We start from the raw sequence: 18,702 nt of genomic DNA, 5'->3' as shown, positions 1-18,702 counted from the left end.
CCGCGAGGTCGTCTCGAGCATCATCCCCATCGACGGCGAGACCGGCTTGAGGCGCGTCATCTCCTCCCACGACATGACACCCGGGTTGAGGTGCGGCAACAACCCGGTCTCCTCCAGCACCCGCACCGCCATGGCGCGGACGTAGGCCAGCGTGGAGTCGTAACCCCGCTCGTCAAGCCACTCCTGCGCCTCGGGCCACCGGTCCTCCGGGCGGTCGCCCAAGGTGAACAACGCCTCCAGGCACCCCAGCTCCGCACCCTCGCGCGCGACGGCCACGACCTCGTCCGGCGACAGGAACGGCGCCCGCCCGTCGCGCGCCGCGTCCCCCGGGGACTCCACGAACGTGCAGTAGTGGCACCGGTCCCGGCACAACCGGGTCACCGGGATGAAGACCTTCGGCGAGTACGTCACGACCCCCGACCGACCCGCCGCCACCAGACCCGCGTCCCTCACCCGCGCGGCCACCGCCGTCAACCTGTCCAGGTGCTCACCGGACGCCGCGAGCAGCACCGCAGCCTCGTCGACGTCGAGCGCCGCTCCGCGCTCGGCGCGCGCGAGGGCGCGGCGTACCTGTTGGGGAGTGGGCATCGAGTCCGTCATCCGGGGTCCCTCTCGTCCTCGGCCAGGCAGGAGCGCCCACGGGTCACGCCGTCCGTGGTCTCGCACCTGACGACGAGCCGGGACCGGCGGCCCTCAGAGGCCGACAACCCGGATACCCGCGTGCGTCTTGTTGCGGATGTTGATGCCGATCAGCAAGGGGGTCAGGCCCTCCACCATCCGGCTCATCTCCAATCGTCCCGCATCCACCACACGCAGGCCCTCGATCCGGCCCAGCACCTCCTGCACGACCTGCTTGTCGGCGGCGGAGTCCCCGCAGATCAAGGTGTCCTGATCGACGGTCTCGTCGAGGTCCTCGAGGGTCGCCGCGCTCAGCGTGTGCAGTCCGGAGACGACACCGACGTGCTCCGGCACCGCACTGCGTGCCTGCTGGGCCGCCGAGCCGCTCCACACACCCACGAGCTGGGTCGGTCGGCCGCCGACCGCGGGTCCGAGGGGCACCGTCGCGTCGAGCACGACCTGGCCCTCGCGGAGGGCCGGGGAGACAGACCGGAGGGTGGCCACCTGACTCACGAACGGGACCGCCACGACGACCAGCCGTGCCGCCGCCCCGGCCGCCTCCTCGTTGGAGGCGCCGGTGATGTGTGCCTCCGGCACCGCGGTGGAGGCACGGTCGGCAGCCTCACGAGCTCGGTCCTCGGACCGTGAGCCGATCAGCACGGAGTAGCCGGCGCGGCCCAGGCGCAGGGCCAGGCCGTAGCCGAGGTTCCCGGTGCCACCGAGGATGGCCACGGCCTCGGCCGTCGTGGCGGGCGGTGTGTCGTTCCGGGTCATGTGCGTGCCTCTCGTTGAAGTGGTGGGGGTGCGGGGGCTCATCGCCCCAGGAACGCCGTCATCCGGTCGATGGCCTCGGTTCGTCCGGCGAGGCGGGCGATGGACCGCGCCTCGTCGTCGAGGTGCGCCGTCAGGTCACGTGTCCGCGCCAGGCGTACGAGCCGCTTGGTCTCGCGCAGTACCTCGCCCGGGACGTCGGTCAGGGCGGAGACAACCCGATCGACCTCGTGGTCGAGGTGCGCGTCATCGACGACACGGCCCAGGAGCCCCCACTCCTGCGCCTCTGCTGCCGTCAGGCGGCGGTTGGTGAGCAGCCACTCGGCCGCACGGCGGTCCCCGAGGAGGTGCGGCAGGTGCCAGCTGACGCCGGCATCCGGAGTCAGGCCGACGACCGGATAGGCCGGGGTGAAGGTCGCACTGGTGCCGCCGACAGCCACGTCCGCGACGAGCACAAGCCCGAGGCCGGCTCCCGCGACCGCGCCCTGCACCCGCGCCACGACCGGCACCGGCAGGCGGTGCAGCTGGTCGATACCCCGGTGCGCGTGCCCGGCCATCCGAGAGACGTGCGGCGGTGCCGCAGCCGGGTCGGGCGGGAAGTCCGTCAGGTCGCCCCCGACGCAGAAGTGGCGACCCTCGGCGACCAGGACGACACAATCCACCTCCTCGTCCTGGCACCGCTGGGCCAGCTCCTCGGTGAGGACGTCGAGCTGCTGGACGAAGGCGAAGTCGATGGCGTTGCGACGATCGGCGCCCGTCAGCCTCACTGTGGCGATGCGACCCGCCACCTCGAGACGCAGACGTGTGGCTGTCACACGAGCTCCAGGACGGTGGCGTTGGCCTGGCCCCCGCCCTCGCACATCACCTGGAGTCCGTAGCGGCTGCCGCTTCGACGCATCTCCCCGATCATCGAGGTCATCAAACGGGTTCCGCTGGCACCGATCGGGTGCCCCAGCGAGATCGCACCGCCGTTGACGTTGACCTTCGCCATGTCCGCGTCGAGCTCACGCGCCCATGCGAGCACGACCGAGGCGAAGGCCTCGTTGACCTCGATCACCCCGATGTCGTCCAGGGAGAGCCCGGTCCGCTCGAGCGCCCGTCGGGTCGCGGCGATCGGGCCCGTCAGCATGAGGTGCGGGTCGGACCCGACCACGGTGAGGTGGTGCACCCGTGCGAGCGGCTGGAGGACGTGCTCCTCCACTGCCCGGTCGCCGGCGACCAGCACCGCCGACGCCGCGTCCGAGATCTGGCTGGACGTGGCCGCCGTCAGGCGTCCTCCCGGTCGCAACGTGCGCAGGCCGGCCATCACCTCGAGGCTGCTGTCTCGTCGCGGTCCCTCGTCGACCGAGAGATCACCCCACGCAACGATCTCGTCCTCGAAGAGTCCGGCGTCGATCGCCCGCACCGCCCGGCGGTGGCTCTCCAGCGCAAGCTGCTCCATATCCTCGCGGCTGATCGACCACCGCTCGGCGATCGCCTCGGCCCCGTGGAACTGGTTGACCGGCTGGTCGCCGTAACGCTCGAACCAGCCGACGGAGGACGTGAACGGATCCTCGCCGAGCCCCATTTCGGCGCCGACCCGTTGCGAGGTGCCCATCGGGATCATGCTCATGTTCTGCACGCCGCCGGCGACCACGAAGTCCGCCGTACCGCTCATCACGGCCTGGGCCGCGAAGTGCACCGCCTGCTGCGAGGACCCGCACTGGCGGTCGATCGTGACCCCCGGGACGTGGGTCGGGAGCCCCGCGGCGAGCCATGCCGTACGGGCGATGCACCCGGTCTGGGGTCCGACGTTGTCGAGGCAGCCGAGGATGACGTCGTCGACGAGGTCAGGAGCCACGCCGGAGCGGTCCATCAGCTCCCGCAGGACATGCGCCCCGAGGTCCGCCGGGTGGACGGCGGCCAGGCCGCCGCCACGCCTTCCGACCGGCGTGCGGACGGCGGCGACGATGTATGCGTTGCTCATGGTGTCTCTTTCTTCGGGAGGATGGGCGGCGCGCGCGTCGGTGCTGTCGTCACCAGTCGGCGACGAGAGCGCGACGGTGCTCAGCCGGGTGGCCCAGCAGCGACAGGTCCGCCAGGGCGCGCTTGTAGTACAGGTGGGCGTCGTGCTCCCAGGTGAAGCCGATGCCTCCGTGCAGGTGGACCGTCTCGCGGGCGACGTGCACGAACGTGTCGGCCGCAACGGCCTTGGCCAATGACGCGGCCTCGACCAACTCGGCGAGCCCAGCGGGTGTCGCAGGCACGGCGGCCGGGACGCTGTCGAGGGCCGAGGCGGCCGCGTCCACGCACGCCTCAGCCGACTCGAGCTCGCCGAAGAGGTCGGCCAGCTGGTGCTGCACCGCCTGGAACGACCCGATCGCGCGGTCGAACTGGTGGCGCAGCCGCACGTACTCCAGGGTGGAGTCCAGGCACGCGCGTGCTCCACCCACGGCCTCCGCGGCCACCATGACCGTGGACTCCGCAAGGGCTCGTCGGAGCCCGTCGGGGGTCACGTGGCCCAGCTCCTCACCCGGAGTGGCGTCGAGGTCGAGCACCGTCCGGGACCGGGTCGTGTCGAGGGTTCGTTGCGGCGACGTGGCCAGGCCCCGCGCGCCGGGTTGCACCACGACGACGGTCAGCTCGTCACGGCCCTCCACCTCGGCCAGCACCAGGAGCCAGTCGGCTCCGGAGGCGTCGCACACGAAAGGGGCGCGCCCGGTCAGGAGCGGACCATCGGCCGTGCGGGTGACCACCGGGCGCTCCGGGTCACCGGTGGAACGCCCAGTGGCCGGTGCGTCCAGGAGCAGCATGCCCCGGTCCGCGCCGGCGAGGGTGGCCGTCGCGTGGCCTTCCAGGAGCGGGGTGAGCAGGCGCCGGCGCTGGTCCTCGGATGCGGTCGCCATCAGCACCGGGGCCGCCAGGACCTGCGAGCCCAGGAAGGGCGAGCGGACGAGGTGATGACCGTGCGCCTCCGCCACGAGGGCACTGAAGGAGGCCGACAGCCCCTGGCCACCGTGTTCGGGGGGAAGGTGAAGTCCCAGCAGCGCGTGCTCCTCGGCCATCCGTCGCCACAGAGCCCGCCGCGTGGCCTCGTCGGGTGCGGGCAGCCGGGGGTCGTCCCCGCTGCGGAGGGCGCCCACCATCGTGTGGACGGCCTCCCGCATCTCCCGCAGCTCCTCGCGGTCGACGACCACCGTCCCGGCCAGGTCCTCGACGTCACTCGTCACCGACGACCCCCTCCCTCAGCACGCGCTTGAGCACCTTCTGGCTGGCGTTGCGCGGCAGTTCGTCGACGAAGCAGATCCGGGAGGGGCGCTTGAACCGCGCCAGGTACGTCCCGCAGTGGTCGATCACGTCCTGCTCGGTGAGTCGCGAGCCGGGCGTGCGCACGATGAACGCCATCGGAGTCTCCCCCCACCGCTCGTGCGGGACGCCGATGACGGCAGCCTCGGAGACGTCCGCGAGGTCGGTGATGCAGTGCTCCACCTCGGACGGGTAGACGTTCATCCCACCGCTCACGATCAGGTCGGTACGGCGCTCCGTCACGTAGACGTACCCCTCGGGGTCCATGGAGCCGAGGTCTCCGGTGTGGAACCAACCGTCACGGAAGGCGGCCCTCGTGGCCGACTCGTTCCTCCAGTAGCCCGCGACCAGTGCCGGCGACTTGACCACCAGCTCGCCGATGGTGGTCCCGTCGTGCGGGCACTCCTCACCGTTCTCGTCGACGACGCGCACCACCACGTCGATGCAAGGTCGGCCCACCGAGGCGAAGAAGTCCTGGGCGGTGGACCCGCGCACCACGTCGTCCACGTCCGTGACGGTGAAGAGGCTGCCGGACCCCTCCGTCATGCCCCATCCCTCGAGGTAGCGGTGCCCGATGACCTCCGCCCACCGTTCGAGCTGGGCGGGGCTGGCCTTCGAGGCGGAGTGGACGATCGAGCGCACCTGCTGCCACTTCTCCGGCTGCTGGCGGGCGATCTCCGTCATCGGGGCCAGCCACGGGGAGGCGACGAACGTGAAGGTCCCCTGTTCCTCCCCCATGGCGTCCATCGCGTCCTGGGGACCGTCGACGGGGGCGACGATGACGATCGTCCCGCGCACGAAGAGGTGCGCCATCAGCAGGCCGAGGACGGTGGCCACGAAGGACATGTTCGCGTAGTAGAGGACGACGCTGCCCTGCGGTGTGCGGTAGGAGTGTGCGTGGTTGCGGGCCGTGTTCTTCAGGGAACGGTGCGTCACCATGGCGCCCTTGGGCCGGCCCGTGGTGCCGCTGGTGTAGGAGAGGACGAAGAGCGCGTCCTCGGAGGGCTCGGGTGGCGGCTCGGTGCCACCGGTGGCCAGCAGCTCCTCGTAGGGCGTGTCCGCCGAGTGCCAGTCGCCGATGGGCACCAGGCGGCGCAGGCCGAACCGCTCGGCGAGCCGCTGCGCCTGCTCCGCGTGGGACTCGGCGTGGAACATCGCCGCGGCGCCGGAGTCGTCCAGCTGGTGGGCGGCCTCGTGCTCGGTGAAGAGGATGTTGACGGGCACCAGCACGAGTCCCGCCTTCGCCACGGCGAGGTAGATCTCCAGGTACTGCGGACAGGTCCCGAGCCACGCCGCCACCCGGTCCCCCGGCTCCAGGCCGAACCCGAGCATCGCGTTGGCCAACCTGGTCGTCCGCGCGTCGAAGTCGGCGTACGTACGCACCAGGCCGTCGCGCGTCCGGATGGCCACGCGATCCGGGTACTGCAGCGCCGCGTCGACGAGAAGTCGCCCTATCTGATCCACGAAACTCTCCTACCAAGTGTTTGGTTGGTCAATCTAGACCTTGGGCCCCACCGCAGCATCAGCGGCCGGGTCACGCGCCGGCGGTGATCCAGAGGAAGGCGAAGTCCTGCTCGCCGGTCACCCTCAGGGTCCTCTGCGCGAACAGCCAGCGGTCCTCGTGTCTCACCAGCTCGTCCTCATAGCGCGCCCAGAGCAGCCCGTCGGGCCGGTCCTCGACAAATCGGTGCCACGCATGGAGGTACGTCGTCGCACGCGCCGAGTCCGGCCCGGTCAGGTCGATGCGAACGTTCGAGACGTGGTGGCTGGTCGCAGTGAACGTCGAGAGCACCCGCTCCACCAACACCGAGACGCCCGCCCGGCCGCGCGCCTCGCCCTTGTCGCCCTTGAATACCCGGAAGACACACTCCGGGGCGAACAGCGCCGAGACGTCCTCGGCCCGCTTGTCGTCGATCGCTTGGGCGTAGGCGGTGATGAGGTCGTTGATCGCGTACCGATCACGCTCCCCGCCGCCGCAGGTCTCGCAGCCCTCGTTGGACTCCATGTCGTTGCCTCCTGACCTAGACGAGCGCGATGGCGTTGGCCGGCGACCCGACGCCTCCGACGAGATGGAGGGGCACCGACACGAACAGGAAGTCCCAGCGGCCGGAGCGGGCGCAGACGTCCGCCAGCTCGTCGAAGTCGAAGAGCTCACCCAGCGGCATTCCCAGCATGGTGATGAGTCGATGATGCAGGTACCCGTCACCCTTGTCGCCCGGCTGGACCTCGACCGCCGGGTTGTCACTTGCCACGGCCGCGACCTGCCGGTCCCAGAGGAACCGCGCCGTCTCCGGTCGCGCGCTGAGCCCGACTCCGACGGGTGCCGTCATGAACGGCTCACGCTCGCCCGGGTCCAGCTCGCGGAAGGCCGCATGCCATCCGAACCTGAGGCACAGGACGTCACCGGGTCGGAGGGTCACGTCCTGTGCGGCCGCGATCTCCTCGAGCTGCTCGGGCGTGATCGCCCTGCGCTCGAAGGCGTCGTACGGCCCATCGGCAGCGAGGTGGCGCGCGACGTCTAGCAGCACACCTCGCCCGATCACCCCCGAGCGCGCCAGCACGTCGATCCCCAGCGGATCGCCGGGCCCGGGAGGGCTCTGGCGACCGCCGTAGAAGCCGTGGTCCTTGTGCCTCACGTGCAGGAGCCCGTCCCACTGGGTCGAGGACTGCATGTCCAGGGCATCGACCCGGTCTCCCCAGCTGAAGCCGTTGGCCCGGTAGACCGTGTGGGCCACCGCGCTCCGCCCGTACGGCGGTGGGTCCGGCTGGCCGAGCGGCAGGCTGAGGCACACGGAGCTCCCCGTCGTCGCCACCGTGAGTGACTCGAGGCGGGCGCTCTCGGTCAGGTGGTTGAGGGTCCCCAGCCGGTCCTCCCGGCCGAAGTGGTCCCAAGCGTGACGAAGGTCGGTGCCCTCCAACATCGGCAGATCGTCGTACGGCGGATGCATCCGACCCCCTCTCGTCCTTGCTCGGCACCTCGTGGATGGGTACGGTACCAAGCAAGCGCTTGGGTGGCTATAGACCCACGGAGGAGAAATCACATGCAGCTGCAACCGTTCGGGACGTTCACCGCTCCTTTGGGACGCGTCGAGTTCGTCGGCGACACCCCCCGCGGGCGCCGGCTCATCGGGCCGATCGTCGGTGCCCGCATCGACGGCGAGCACCTCCGAGCCGACCAGCGGGGCACGTCTGCCGCCGACTGGCTCCTCACCGGGCCGGACGGGGCCACGGTCATCGACGTCCGCATCAGCTTCCGGTGCGACGACGGAGCCTTCGTCCAGATCGCCTACACGGGCCGTGCCGACTGGGCGGGCGGTGTGGGCAGCGGTCCCGTCTACTCAGCCTTCCGGTTCGAGACCGAGGACGAGCGCTACCGGTGGCTCCACTCGCGCATCGTCGTCGGCAAGGGTCAGGTCCACCCCGACCACGGCACCTACGACCTCTTCCTGCTCACCTGAACCCTCGAACGTCCTGGAGAGGACTTCCATGATCAAGCTCATGTTCTGCCTGCGTCGTCACCCGAGCCTGACGCGCGAGGAGTTCCTAGCGCACTGGCGCGGTCCGCACGCCGACCTCGGGGTCGCGGGTGCCGCGGCCCTCGGGGCGCGCCGCTACGTGCAGAACCACACCCTGACCCACGACCTGAACGACGCACTCCAGTCATCGCGCCAGGCGCCGGCACCGTTCGACGGGGTGGTCGAGCTGTGGTTCGACTCGACCGACGCGGTGGCGACCACCTTCACCGACGCGGAGGCCCGCAAGGCGGTCCGCGCCCTGATCAAGGACGAGCCCGCCTTCATCGATCTCGAGAACTCCCCGATCTTCCTCACCGAGGAGCACGAGATCTGGGACTCGGCCACGTGACCGACCCCCTCGCGTGGCACCGGGAGTCGCTGAGCGTGCCGCCGAGGCGTCTCACGTCAGAGGTGGCCGGTGCGACCGTCGCGGTGCGCGCGTGGGGAGACCCCCGGGCTCCCACCCTCGTCCTCGTGCACGGGGGTGCCGCGCACTCCGGCTGGTGGGACCTCATGGGTCCCGCGCTCGCGCGTCGGTTCCACGTGCTGGCACCAGACCTGTCCGGCCACGGCGACAGTGACTGGCGCACGGCGTACGGCCTGGACTCGTGGAGCACCGAGGTGGCACGGGTGATCCGTGACCACTCGACGACCAGCAGGCCGGTCCTGGTGGGACACAGCATGGGCGGTCACGTCGCGCTGACCCTGGCCAGCACCTCGGGCGAGGGCCTAGGAGGAGTGATCACCGTCGACTCCGAGCTGCGCCGGGGCGAGGGTCCGACCCGGCGGCAGCGATGGTCGGCCATCGACCCGCGTGAGCGCCGGGTTCATCCGGACGAGGCCACGATCCTGTCCCGGTTCCGCACGCTGCCCGACGAGTGCCGGGCCTCGCCCATGGTGCTGGACCACGTGGCGCGGCAGTCGATCATCCGCAACGGAGACGGCTGGTCCTGGAAGTTCGACCGTCGCTTCGTGGAACACGCACCACTGGTCCAGGAGGACCTGCGACCACTTGCCTGCCCGGTCCTGGTCGTCCGGGGCCAGCACGGAGTCGTGGACGCGGCCATGGCGGCCGAGGCCGAGACACGCCTGCGCCCCGACGGACCGATCGTCACCGTGGCCGACGCGGGGCACCACGTACCCCTCGAGGAGCCACGACTCCTCGTCGACCTCGTCGCCGAGACCGCCGGCGCCTGGACCGCCCAGACGCCATCCCCACCACTGGAGAGCCGATGACCCACTACCGCACCAACCTCGCCGACGTCCGCTTCAACCTCTTCGAGGTCTTCCGCCGCGACCTCGTCCTGGGGACCGGTCCGTGGGCCGACATCGATCGGGAGGCGGTCGAGGACATGCTGAGCGCCGGAGCCGAGCTCGCCGAGACGGCACTTGCCGCGTCCTTCGCCGACGACGAGCACGGCGACGTGGACTTCGACCCCACGACACACTCGGTCCGACTCCCCCCGGCCTTCCACCAGTCCTACAAGAGCTACGTGGCCGCCGAGTGGTGGCGGATGGACGTCGGTCCCGAGCTGGGTGGCATCGCGGTGCCGCAGTCGGTGCGCTGGGCGATGTCGGAGTTCCCCCTGGGGGCCAACCCGGCCGTCTTCCTGTACGCGTCCGGCTGGCCGCAGGCGCAGATCCTCCACCAGCAGGGCAACAAGGCCCAGCGACGCGTCGCCGAGCTGATGGTCGAGCGAGGCTGGGGCGCCACCATGGTGCTGACCGAGCCGGACGCCGGGTCGGCGGTGGGCGCGGGCAAGACACGCGCGCTACCACAGGACGATGGCACGTGGCACCTCGCGGGCGTGAAGCGCTTCATCACCAGCGCCGAGCACGACCTGGCGGACAACATCGTGCACCTCGTGCTGGCCCGGCCCGTGGACACGCAGGGGGCTGGCGGACCCGGGACCAAGGGGCTCAGCCTGTTCATGGTCCCCAAGTTCCACGTCGACCTCGAGACCGGCGAGCTCACGGAGCGCAACGGGGTGCAGGTGACCAACGTGGAGTCCAAGATGGGCCTCAAGGTCTCCGCCACCTGCGAGCTGACCTTCGGCCAGGAGGAGCCGGCGGTCGGTTGGCTCGTCGGGGACGTCCACGACGGCATCGCGCAGATGTTCGAGGTCGTGGAGTACGCGCGCATGCTGGTCGGCACCAAGGCGATGGCCACCCTCTCCACGGGCTACCTAAACGCCCTCGACTACGCCCGGACCCGTCTGCAGAGCCCCGACCTGACACGCAAGGGAGACCGGAAGGCGCCGGACATCGCCATCATCGGGCACCCGGACGTGCGCCGGTCCCTGATGGTGCAGAAGGCGTACGCCGAGGGCATGCGGGCCCTCGTGACCTTTGCGGCCTGCAACCTAGACGACATCGTCCTGGCCGAGCACGGGGGGCTCGACGCGAGCGCGCTCATGGCGCGCAACGACCTGCTGCTGCCCATCGTGAAGGGGTACTGCTCCGAGAAGGCCTACGCCACCCTCACCGAGAGCCTCCAGGTCTTCGGGGGCTCGGGCTACCTGCACGACTACCCGATCGAGCAGTACATCCGCGACGCCAAGATCGACACAATCTACGAAGGCACCACGGCGATCCAGGGCATCGACTTCTTCTTCCGCAAGGTCCGGCGCGACGGCGGGGTCGCCCTGGGCGGGCTCCTCGACGAGGTCGAGGGCTGGCTGGATGCGGCGCGCGGGCACCACGACGTGCTGGTGGATGCCCTGTTCCGGGCGCTGCACGCGGTGCGGCGCAGCCAGCTCGTGCTGACCGACTGGGCCGGCCGGTCCGAGGAGGACCCCCGCGCGCTCTACCTGGTGGGCCAGCACACCACCCGATTCCTCATGATGGTCGGAGACCTCGTGGTCGGGTGGCTCCTCGCCAGACAGGCCGAGGTCGCCGCAGCGCACCTGGCATCCGGAGACGCTGGTGCGCGTGGGGCGGACTTCTACCGGGGCAAGGTCATGGTGGCGACCTTCTTCGCCACCGAGCGGCTGCCCCTGGTCTCGACGGAGGCGGACATGCTCGCCGCGGCGACGCAGCACCTGATGGAGATGCCGGACGCCGCGTTCTGAGTGGAGCCCGGTGGCCGGCCACGGCCGGCTACCGGGAGTCAGGTCAGACCACCGAGACCGACAGGTAGCGCTCCTGCAGTTCGGCGTCCGCAGCGAAGTCCGACGTCGCACCCTCGTGGACGACCCGCCCGGTCTCCAGGACGTACACCCGTGAGGTGAGTCCGGTGACGAACGGAAGGTTCTGCTCGGCCAGCAGGATGGTGACGTCGAAGAGCTCCGGCAGCCGGGCGATGGCTTCGGCGATGCCGTCGACGATCAACGGGGCCAGGCCCTCGGTCGGCTCGTCGAGGAGCAGGAGCGCCGGGCGCGGGACGAGGGCCCGCGCGATGGCGACCAGCTGCTGCTCACCGCCACTGAGCTGGTTGCCCTTGCGGTCGATGAGCTTGTCGAGCAGCGGGAGCGAGTCGAGAAGCTCGTCCGTCGTCACGGGGGCGCGATCCCCGCACGCGAAACGCGCCAGGTCGAGGTTCTCGCGCACCATGAGGTTGGTGAAGATCCGTCGGTCCTCGGGAACCCAGCCGACGCCGAGCCGAGCGATGTGGTCGGCCGAGCGCTTCGCCACCGACTGTCCGGCCACCTCGATCTCTCCCGACGAGCGGAGCTCCAGGTTCATGATCGCGTTGAAGGTGGAGCTCTTGCCTGCGCCGTTGCGACCCAGCAGCCCCACCACCTCGCCCGCGCGGACGTCGAGGTCCACGCCGAACAGGGCCTGGGCCGATCCGTACCAGCCGTTCAGGCCCCGCACCGTCAGCATGTCGGGCCTCTGCGTCGCACTCATGACACTCCTCGTCCCAGGTAGAGCTCCTTGGTCACCGCATGACCGGCGACGTACTGGGGAGTGCCGTCGAGCACGACCTCCCCGTTGGCCATCAGGACCACACGCTCGGCCAGGGAATGGATGACCTCCATGTCGTGGGCGGTGAGGATGACGGTCATATCCCGGCGCTCCTCGAGGAGCGCGGCCAGCTGCCTGGTCGCCACGCGTGCGTCGTCGTACCCCATTCCCGCAGTGGGCTCGTCGAGCAGCAGGAGGCTCGGCCTCTGGACGACGGCCATCGCCATTTCCAGCGTCTTGCGGGCGCCCTGGGCCAGGGAGGCAGCCACCACCTCGGAGAGGTCGGCCAGTCCCGCGGTCATCATGGCCTCGTCGGCCACGCGCGCGACATCGGCGCGGGTCGAGAGGGCGTCCCAGAACCGGATGCCGCGACGTTGCCCGGTCAGTGCGGCGAGGAACAGGTTCTCCCGCACCGTCATGGTGGACATGAGCCGGGCGACCTGGAAGGTGCGGCTCATCCCGGCCCTGGCCCGCCTGGAGGAATGGTGCGAGGTGACGTCCCGGCCGTCGAACCACACGGTGCCACCGGTCGGTCGGTGCTCACCGGCGATCATGCCGAACAGCGTCGACTTCCCGGCGCCGTTGGGACCGATGATCGCCAGCCGCTCACCTCGCTGGACCTCCAGGTCCACGGCCTTCACGGCCGGGACACCCTGGTAGGACTTCGAGGCGCCCTTGAGCTCCACCATCGCCGTCATCGCACGACCTCCTCGTTGTCGGCGTCGTGGAGCGCGCCGTCCATGGGCGACGCGGCGACAGGAGCACCCGTCGGTGCCGGGCCCCGCGGATCCTCGGCGGTGGAACGTCGGCGCCCTCGTACGCGTCCGGGCAGCGAGACCAGGCCCTGCGGCAGTGCGATGACGATCACGAGCAGCAGAAGTCCCACAAACATGCTCGAGTCCTCGATCAGGTTGCTGATCAGCGTCTGGGCCCAGATCAGCACGACCGCGCCCATGATCGGTCCCACGAAGCGGCTCATCCCGCCGATGAGGCAGGCGACAAGGATCTCGCCGGAGATGGCGAAGCTCAACATCCCCGGGCTGACGACTCCCTGCCCCTGGGCCAGCAGGGCACCCGCCACGGCAGAGAACGCCGCACTCACGGCGAAGGCGCTGACCTGGACGCGACGCACGTTGATGCCCAGGGCCGCCGCCCGCCACGGATCGTCGCGCACGGCCCGCATCGCCATCCCTGCGGTCGATCGGTGCAGCAACCAGAGCAGCCACACGCAGGAGCCGACGACGGCGATCGTGTAGTACCACAAGGCCAGGTCGGAGGTCAGCGGGCTGCTGATGATCTTGACGGAGAAGAGCCCGTGGAACCCGTCCTCCCCCTTGAGCCACGACACCCGGTAGGTCAGGAGCCAGAGCACCTGCGCGAGGACCAGGGTGAGGATGGCGAACTCGGCGCCGCTCGTGCGGAGCGCGAAGAGCGCGAACACTGCCGCAACGGAGGCCGCGACGAGGGCCGCGGCGACCAGCATCAGGAGGCCAGGAGTCTCCGGCCTGCTCTCGTGCACGAGGGCCATCGTGTAGGCGCCGATGCCGAAGAAGGCGGCCTGGCCGAAGGACAGCAGGCCGGTCCAGCCGAACAGGACCGAGGTGCTCATGGCGAAGAGCACCCAGACCGCGACGGTGGTCCACGTGAAGAGCGGGCTCCCCCCGAAGAACACCGGCATCACCAGCGCGACGACTGCGAAGCCGAGCAGCACGGGCAGTCCGGACCTGGTGACGACAGGGAAGCGTCGACCGAGCGTGGTCATCGTCGTCTCACCTCGCCATCTGGGTGGAGCGTGACGGGGAGCCGAAGATCCCCTGCGGACGGAACATCAAGAAGACAGCGACCACGAGGTAGTAGCTGAAGCCGCTCAGCGAGGGGGCGAGCCGGAAGAGCGCACTCTCCAGCACCCCGAGGGCCAGCGCCGCGATCAGCGCGCCCGGAACGGAGCCGAGACCTCCCACGATGATGACGATGAAGGCAGGAAGCATGTAGTCCGAGCTCAGCGCCAGGCTCTCGTCGATCGACGACACAGGCGCGATCAGCGCCCCTGCCACCCCGGCGAGGAAGGCGCCGATGGCGAAGATGCTCGTGGACACCCGTTGCACCCGGATCCCCAGCGCCAGGGCCATGGTGCGGTCGTGCGACACCGCCCGCACCCGTGTCCCGAGCGACGTTCGCGTGAGGAGGAGGTAGAGGCCGGCCGCGATGACCCCGCCGACCACGACCAGCGCCAGGTCGTACTGACCGATCCTCGCGCCGCCGATCTCGAAGGATCCGTTCAGGGCCTCGGGGTAGGCCACGGTCCGGGGGTTGGTGCCCCAGACCAGCAGCGCGACGCCCACCAGCGCCAGGAACAGGGCGAAGGCACCGAGGAAGCTCACGGTGGAGCCGGCCTTGTAGAGGGGGCGGAAGACCGCGACCTCGCTCACGACACCGACCAGCATGACGCCCAGGCCCGCGAGGAGGACCGACAGGCCGAAGGCGGCGAGGCTCGTCCCCTGGAGGGTCGAGGTCACGATGAGTGCCCCGATCAGGAAGAAGCCGCCGTGGGCGAAGTTGAGGACGTGCAGGACCCCGTAGATCAGGGTCAGTCCGCTTGCCACCACGAAGATGGGCACGCCTTGGGCGATGCCGGCCACCACGATGGGAACCAGGTCGTGCATGGTGCTCTCCGTTCTCGGTCGGGAGGACTCACCCGACGGTCGTGTCGAGCCAGCCCTCCCGACGGGATTCGAGGTGGGTCAGTCGCCGACCGGGAACACGTCGCACTCGGTGATGGAGACGCCCTGCGGCGCCTTGGGGTCACCCTGGAGGAGCGCGGTCGTCACGCCACCCGTGCCGGCGTGGCTCTCGGCACCGATCTCCATCGTCGGGCCCATCGGGGTCTCGATGGACAGGCCCTTCAGGGCCTCCTGCACGTCGGCGGTGTCGGTCGAGCCGGCCTCGGTGACGGCGGCCTCGAGAAGCTTGATCGCCAGGTAGCTCTGGTAGGCGCCGGCGTCAGGCTTCTCGCCGGTGGCCTTCTCGAACGCGGCCACGAACTCGTCGTTCTCCGGGTCGTCCTGGCAGGCGTAGAAGTAGTCGTGCACGTTGTAGATCGCCGGGGCCTGCCCATCGAGCGACGTGGCCGTCGGCCAGTAGACGCCGGTCTGCGCGAGCACGCCGTACTCGTCCAGGAGCCCGGTCGGCTTGGCCTGCTGGATGAAGCTGGTGGTCCCCGCTCCGTAGATGCCCAGGAACAGGCCGCGCTTGGTCTTGTCACCCGAGGAGACGAGCCCGGAGATCTCCTTGCGCATGCTGGTGGCACCGATCGGCACGGAGTACTGCTCGCCGACCTGCACCTCGTGCCCGAGCTCGGCCTCCATGGCCTGCTTGGCGATGTCCCACGAGCCGCGCATCACCTCGACGTCGTAGGTCACCACGTCCCAGGTGTCCACGTCCGGGTAGCGCTTGGCCAGCCCGGTGCCGATGGCGGTCGCCAGGTCGGTCATCTGCTGGCCGATCATGAAGAAGTTGTCCGTGATCGGCGGGTCCACCAGCTCCGGAGAGGTGCAGTGGGCGCCGATGAAGGTCATGTTGAACCGCTGGGAGGCCTCCGCCGAGGACTTGCACAGGTCGGAGGTCTGCCCGCCCACGGCGAGTTGGACGCCCTGGTCGTTGAGGTCGCGCACCACCGTGGCGCTCCGGGCGGGATCGAGCTGGTCGTCGACCTCGACGAGGTCGATCTTCCACTTGCCGTCGATGCCCCCCTCATCGTTGATCATGGTGGCCGCCACCTCGGCGCCCTGGCCCTCGAGCTTGGCGATCGTGGCCTGCACGCCCGAGAAGGGCAGCACCACCCCGACCTTGACCGACCCGTCGTCGGAGCTGGCTCCCTCCGACTTCCCACAACCGGAGAGCACCAGCCCGGATAGGGCGAGGGCCACCGTGGTTCGCAGTACAAGTGCGTTCTTCATGTCCTAGTTCTCCTGTCTGAAATCTTCGAAGATCGCACCGAGACGATCGGGGTCGCCCACGGGCCATCCGTAGTACGACGACGTGCGGTCCGCCCGCTTCCCCAGGTGCTTGCGCGCCAGGGTCGGCATCTCCTCGGGACTACCCGAGATCGCGAAGTTGTCGATGAAGTCGGCCGGCACCACCTCGGCGAGGCGGTCCCAGTCCCCGGACTTGGTCAGGGCCGTCAGCTCGGGCTGCAGGTCCCCATGACCGATCGCGTCCAGCACGGGTCGGTACGCGGGTGTCGACCCGTAGAACGCGAGCTGGGCGATGACCTCGCGCTGGCGCTTGGCGACCTCTTCCTCGGTGTCGCCCATCGCCATGAACATCGGTATGGAGATCTCGATGTCGTCGAAGGTCCGTCCGGCCTTCGCCAGGCCACGCTCGATCGCCGGGAAGGTCACCTCGTCCAGGTAGGACGGGTTCGTGAAGGCGTGGAGGATGATGCCGTCGGCCACCTCGGCGGCCATCTCCACCATCTTCGGCCCGACGGCCGCGAGGTGGATCGGGATGTGGTGCTCGTGGGGCCGCGGCGCCCAGAACGGGCTCATCAGCGTGTGGGTGTAGTGCTCACCCTCGAACTCCAGCCTCTCGCCCGTGCGCCACGAGCTCCAGATGGCGCGCAGGGCCAGCACGAACTCGCGCATCTGGCTCACCGGCCGGTCCCACTGCATCGAGTAGCGCCGCTCCACGTGTGCCTTGATCTGGCTGCCGAGCCCCAGGGTGAAGCGGCCGTCGGAGACGTCGGCGACGTTCCAGGCGCTGTACGCCACCGTCATGGGGGTGCGGGCCAGGGCCACCGCGATGGCCGTCCCGAGGTGCACGGACTCCGTCTGGCGGGCCACCTCGTAGGCCTGGAGAAAGACGTCGAGACCGGTCTCGGTGCACCACACGGCGTCCAGTCCCGACTCCTCCGCCCGCACGGCACGCTCGCCGGAGACGAGGAGGTCCTTCTCGATCAGGGTCGTGTCGATTCGCAAGGGTCGAACCTCTCGGGTGAACGTGCACGGCGCTAAACCAAGCGTTTGCTTGTTAGAGTATTGGGAGCGGTGTCTGTGATGTCAAGCACATGGACAAACGGGTCCGAATCAGGTCAGGCGAGAGCGGAGAACGCTCTTCTGCACCTTGAGATTCGCGTTGCGCGGCAGGGACGTCACGAGCTCGACACGGGTCGGCTTCTTGTAGCTCGCGAGCTGCTGGGTCGCGTGCCGGACGACCTCCTCCGGCGTGAGCCCGCTGCCGACCCGTGGCACCACGACGGCGCAGATCGATTCCCCCCACCGGAGATGGGGCACGCCTATCACCGCGGACTCCTCGATATCGGGATGGGCGTGGAGCACCCGCTCGATCTCGGCCGGGTAAACGTTCATCCCGCCGCTGATGATGAGGTCGGCCTCGCGTCCGTCGACGTAGACGAACCCGCGCCCGTCCACGTGCCCGAGGTCGCCAGTATGCAGTCGCCCGCCGCGAAGCGCGGTGGCCGTCGCCTCCGGCCGCCCCCAGTACCCGGAGAACAGCGACGGCGACTCGACCACCAGCTCGCCCACCTCGCCGGCAGCGACCCGGCGACCCGAGGCGTCCACGGCATAGACATCGGCCGGGGGCAGCGGACGGCCAATGGTGAGATGTGGATCCTCGGCCTGCGAGTCCGGGCCCAGGTCCAATGACGTGGTCACCGTGACGGCCGCAAGGGTCTCGGTCATCCCGTAGGACTCCAGAGAGACCCCGCCGAGGGCTGCCGCCATCGCCTCTCGCTGGCGAGCCGTGGCCGGCGAGGCCGAGTGGCACGCTCCCACCAGTCGCGCCACTGCTTCGGGACGACGGGTCGCCTCGACCGCGAAGTCGTCCAGGTAGGGGGTCGGCACGAAGGTGAACGTGCTGCCGTGCTCGTGCATGCGGTCGAACCACCGCTCCACGGTCAGGTCGGGCTGGAGCATGTCGATGCTGCACCCCAGGTAGAGGTGGGGATGGACGAGAGCCCAGAGGAGTGCAGTGAAGGACACCGAGCCGGAAAAGGCGCAGGCTCCGTACGGGACCACGCGGAAGGCCACGACGTTCGCGCGCACCGCCGCCATGCCGGCGGCGTGCGTCATCACAGCGCCCTTGGGGTGACCCGTGGTCCCGCTCGTGTAGCCGATCATCGCCCCGTCAGACGCGGCGACCGTGACCTCCGGCGGGCCGCTCGCACCGTGGGAGACCAGGGCCTCGTACTCCGGACACGTGTCGAGCGCGTCCGCCGGCCCCGTCCCCAGCACCAGGGCGAGCCTCGGGACGACGTCGGAGCCCGCCACGGTCGCTCGCACGCCGGCGCTGTGCACGAGCGCCGTGGCGCCGCAGTCAGTGAGGATGTGGTCGAGCTCCGCGGTGCGGAATCGCGCGTTGACGGGCACCGCCACCAGACCGGCCAGGGCAGCGGCCAGGTGCGGCTCCAGGGAGCGCAGGCCGTCCTCGACCATGACGGCCACCCGGTCGCCCGGACCCAGGCCGCTCCGCACGAAGTGGCGCGCCAAGCGTGACGCCCGGTCGACGAGGTCGGCGTACGTCCGCTCCGACGACCCAGCGCGTAGGGCGATCCGGTCCCCGAAGCGACGGCTCCGCAGCACCATCTCCC

General features: G+C 70.0%; 19 protein-coding genes. 4 read left to right on the top strand and 15 right to left on the bottom strand.

Annotated elements, in window-relative coordinates:
- The 8 genes from ASG88_RS15230 to ASG88_RS15195 form a co-directional block, all read right to left on the bottom strand.
- A partial coding sequence (locus ASG88_RS15230) for a radical SAM protein (RefSeq protein WP_157559757.1) occupies positions 1–600 on the bottom strand: 600 nt, incomplete at its 3' end.
- Positions 601–693: 93 nt separating this feature from the next.
- The gene (gene npdG, locus ASG88_RS15225; RefSeq protein ID WP_056888252.1) at positions 694–1,392 is read right to left on the bottom strand and encodes an NADPH-dependent F420 reductase; all 699 of its coding nucleotides are present in this window, start codon (positions 1,390–1,392) and stop codon (positions 694–696) included.
- Positions 1,393–1,430: 38 nt separating this feature from the next.
- A complete protein-coding gene (locus ASG88_RS15220; RefSeq protein ID WP_162259855.1) occupies positions 1,431–2,156 on the bottom strand; it encodes an enoyl-CoA hydratase/isomerase family protein in 726 nt (241 codons plus the stop codon).
- A gap of 44 nt (positions 2,157–2,200) precedes the next feature.
- Positions 2,201–3,355, bottom strand: coding sequence for an acetyl-CoA C-acetyltransferase (locus ASG88_RS15215; RefSeq protein WP_056888250.1), 1,155 nt, complete (start codon positions 3,353–3,355; stop codon positions 2,201–2,203).
- Positions 3,356–3,404: 49 nt separating this feature from the next.
- Entirely contained in the window at positions 3,405–4,598 is a 1,194-nt protein-coding gene (locus ASG88_RS15210) for an acyl-CoA dehydrogenase family protein (RefSeq protein WP_056888249.1), read from the bottom strand.
- Positions 4,588–6,138, bottom strand: coding sequence for a class I adenylate-forming enzyme family protein (locus ASG88_RS15205; protein WP_082600498.1), 1,551 nt, complete (start codon positions 6,136–6,138; stop codon positions 4,588–4,590). The genes ASG88_RS15210 and ASG88_RS15205 overlap by 11 nt, the downstream gene beginning before the upstream one ends.
- Before the next feature lie 70 nt (positions 6,139–6,208).
- Complete coding sequence (locus tag ASG88_RS15200) at positions 6,209–6,679, bottom strand: nuclear transport factor 2 family protein (RefSeq protein WP_056888247.1); 471 nt, start codon at positions 6,677–6,679, stop codon at positions 6,209–6,211.
- 16 nt (positions 6,680–6,695) lie between these two features.
- The gene (locus ASG88_RS15195) at positions 6,696–7,595 is read right to left on the bottom strand and encodes a cyclase family protein (RefSeq protein ID WP_162259854.1); all 900 of its coding nucleotides are present in this window, start codon (positions 7,593–7,595) and stop codon (positions 6,696–6,698) included.
- Positions 7,596–7,715: 120 nt separating this feature from the next.
- Between ASG88_RS15195 and ASG88_RS15190 the strand changes: the two genes are divergently transcribed.
- The 4 genes from ASG88_RS15190 to ASG88_RS15175 are packed head-to-tail and all read left to right on the top strand — an operon-like array spanning position 7,716 to position 11,260.
- Positions 7,716–8,132 carry a DUF3237 domain-containing protein gene (locus ASG88_RS15190; RefSeq protein WP_056888245.1) on the top strand — a complete coding sequence of 139 codons (417 nt, stop codon included), beginning with the start codon at positions 7,716–7,718 and terminating at the stop codon, positions 8,130–8,132.
- A gap of 28 nt (positions 8,133–8,160) precedes the next feature.
- Complete coding sequence (locus tag ASG88_RS15185; RefSeq protein WP_056888244.1) at positions 8,161–8,538, top strand: EthD domain-containing protein; 378 nt, start codon at positions 8,161–8,163, stop codon at positions 8,536–8,538.
- Positions 8,535–9,425, top strand: coding sequence for an alpha/beta fold hydrolase (locus ASG88_RS15180; RefSeq protein WP_056888243.1), 891 nt, complete (start codon positions 8,535–8,537; stop codon positions 9,423–9,425). The genes ASG88_RS15185 and ASG88_RS15180 overlap by 4 nt, the downstream gene beginning before the upstream one ends.
- Positions 9,422–11,260 carry an acyl-CoA dehydrogenase gene (locus ASG88_RS15175; protein WP_056888242.1) on the top strand — a complete coding sequence of 613 codons (1,839 nt, stop codon included), beginning with the start codon at positions 9,422–9,424 and terminating at the stop codon, positions 11,258–11,260. The genes ASG88_RS15180 and ASG88_RS15175 overlap by 4 nt, the downstream gene beginning before the upstream one ends.
- Positions 11,261–11,303: 43 nt before the next feature.
- Here ASG88_RS15175 and ASG88_RS15170 read toward each other — a convergent pair whose 3' ends face one another.
- The 7 genes from ASG88_RS15170 to ASG88_RS15140 form a co-directional block, all read right to left on the bottom strand.
- Entirely contained in the window at positions 11,304–12,038 is a 735-nt protein-coding gene (locus ASG88_RS15170) for an ABC transporter ATP-binding protein (RefSeq protein WP_157559756.1), read from the bottom strand.
- Complete coding sequence (locus ASG88_RS15165; RefSeq protein ID WP_056888240.1) at positions 12,035–12,793, bottom strand: ABC transporter ATP-binding protein; 759 nt, start codon at positions 12,791–12,793, stop codon at positions 12,035–12,037. Before ASG88_RS15165 ends, ASG88_RS15170 begins: the two co-directional genes overlap by 4 nt.
- Entirely contained in the window at positions 12,790–13,857 is a 1,068-nt protein-coding gene (locus ASG88_RS15160) for a branched-chain amino acid ABC transporter permease (RefSeq protein ID WP_056888239.1), read from the bottom strand. Before ASG88_RS15160 ends, ASG88_RS15165 begins: the two co-directional genes overlap by 4 nt.
- Positions 13,858–13,864: 7 nt before the next feature.
- Positions 13,865–14,758 carry a branched-chain amino acid ABC transporter permease gene (locus ASG88_RS15155; protein ID WP_056888238.1) on the bottom strand — a complete coding sequence of 298 codons (894 nt, stop codon included), beginning with the start codon at positions 14,756–14,758 and terminating at the stop codon, positions 13,865–13,867.
- Between the two features lie 78 nt (positions 14,759–14,836).
- On the bottom strand, positions 14,837–16,051 hold the full coding sequence (locus ASG88_RS15150; protein ID WP_082600491.1) for an ABC transporter substrate-binding protein: 1,215 nt from the start codon (positions 16,049–16,051) through the stop codon (positions 14,837–14,839).
- 3 nt (positions 16,052–16,054) lie between these two features.
- Positions 16,055–17,071, bottom strand: coding sequence for a TIGR03617 family F420-dependent LLM class oxidoreductase (locus ASG88_RS15145; protein ID WP_056888236.1), 1,017 nt, complete (start codon positions 17,069–17,071; stop codon positions 16,055–16,057).
- A 108-nt stretch (positions 17,072–17,179) separates the two neighbouring features.
- Positions 17,180–18,697, bottom strand: a complete 1,518-nt coding sequence (locus tag ASG88_RS15140; protein ID WP_157559755.1) for a class I adenylate-forming enzyme family protein — start codon at positions 18,695–18,697, stop codon at positions 17,180–17,182.
- Positions 18,698–18,702: the final 5 nt, after the last annotated feature.

It is taken from the genome of Nocardioides sp. Soil777 (genome assembly GCF_001428425.1).
Classification (GTDB): Bacteria; Actinomycetota; Actinomycetes; order Propionibacteriales; family Nocardioidaceae; genus Nocardioides; species Nocardioides terrigena.
Note: the sequence above shows the minus strand (reverse complement) of the source record. Positions and strands in the feature narration are given on the sequence as shown.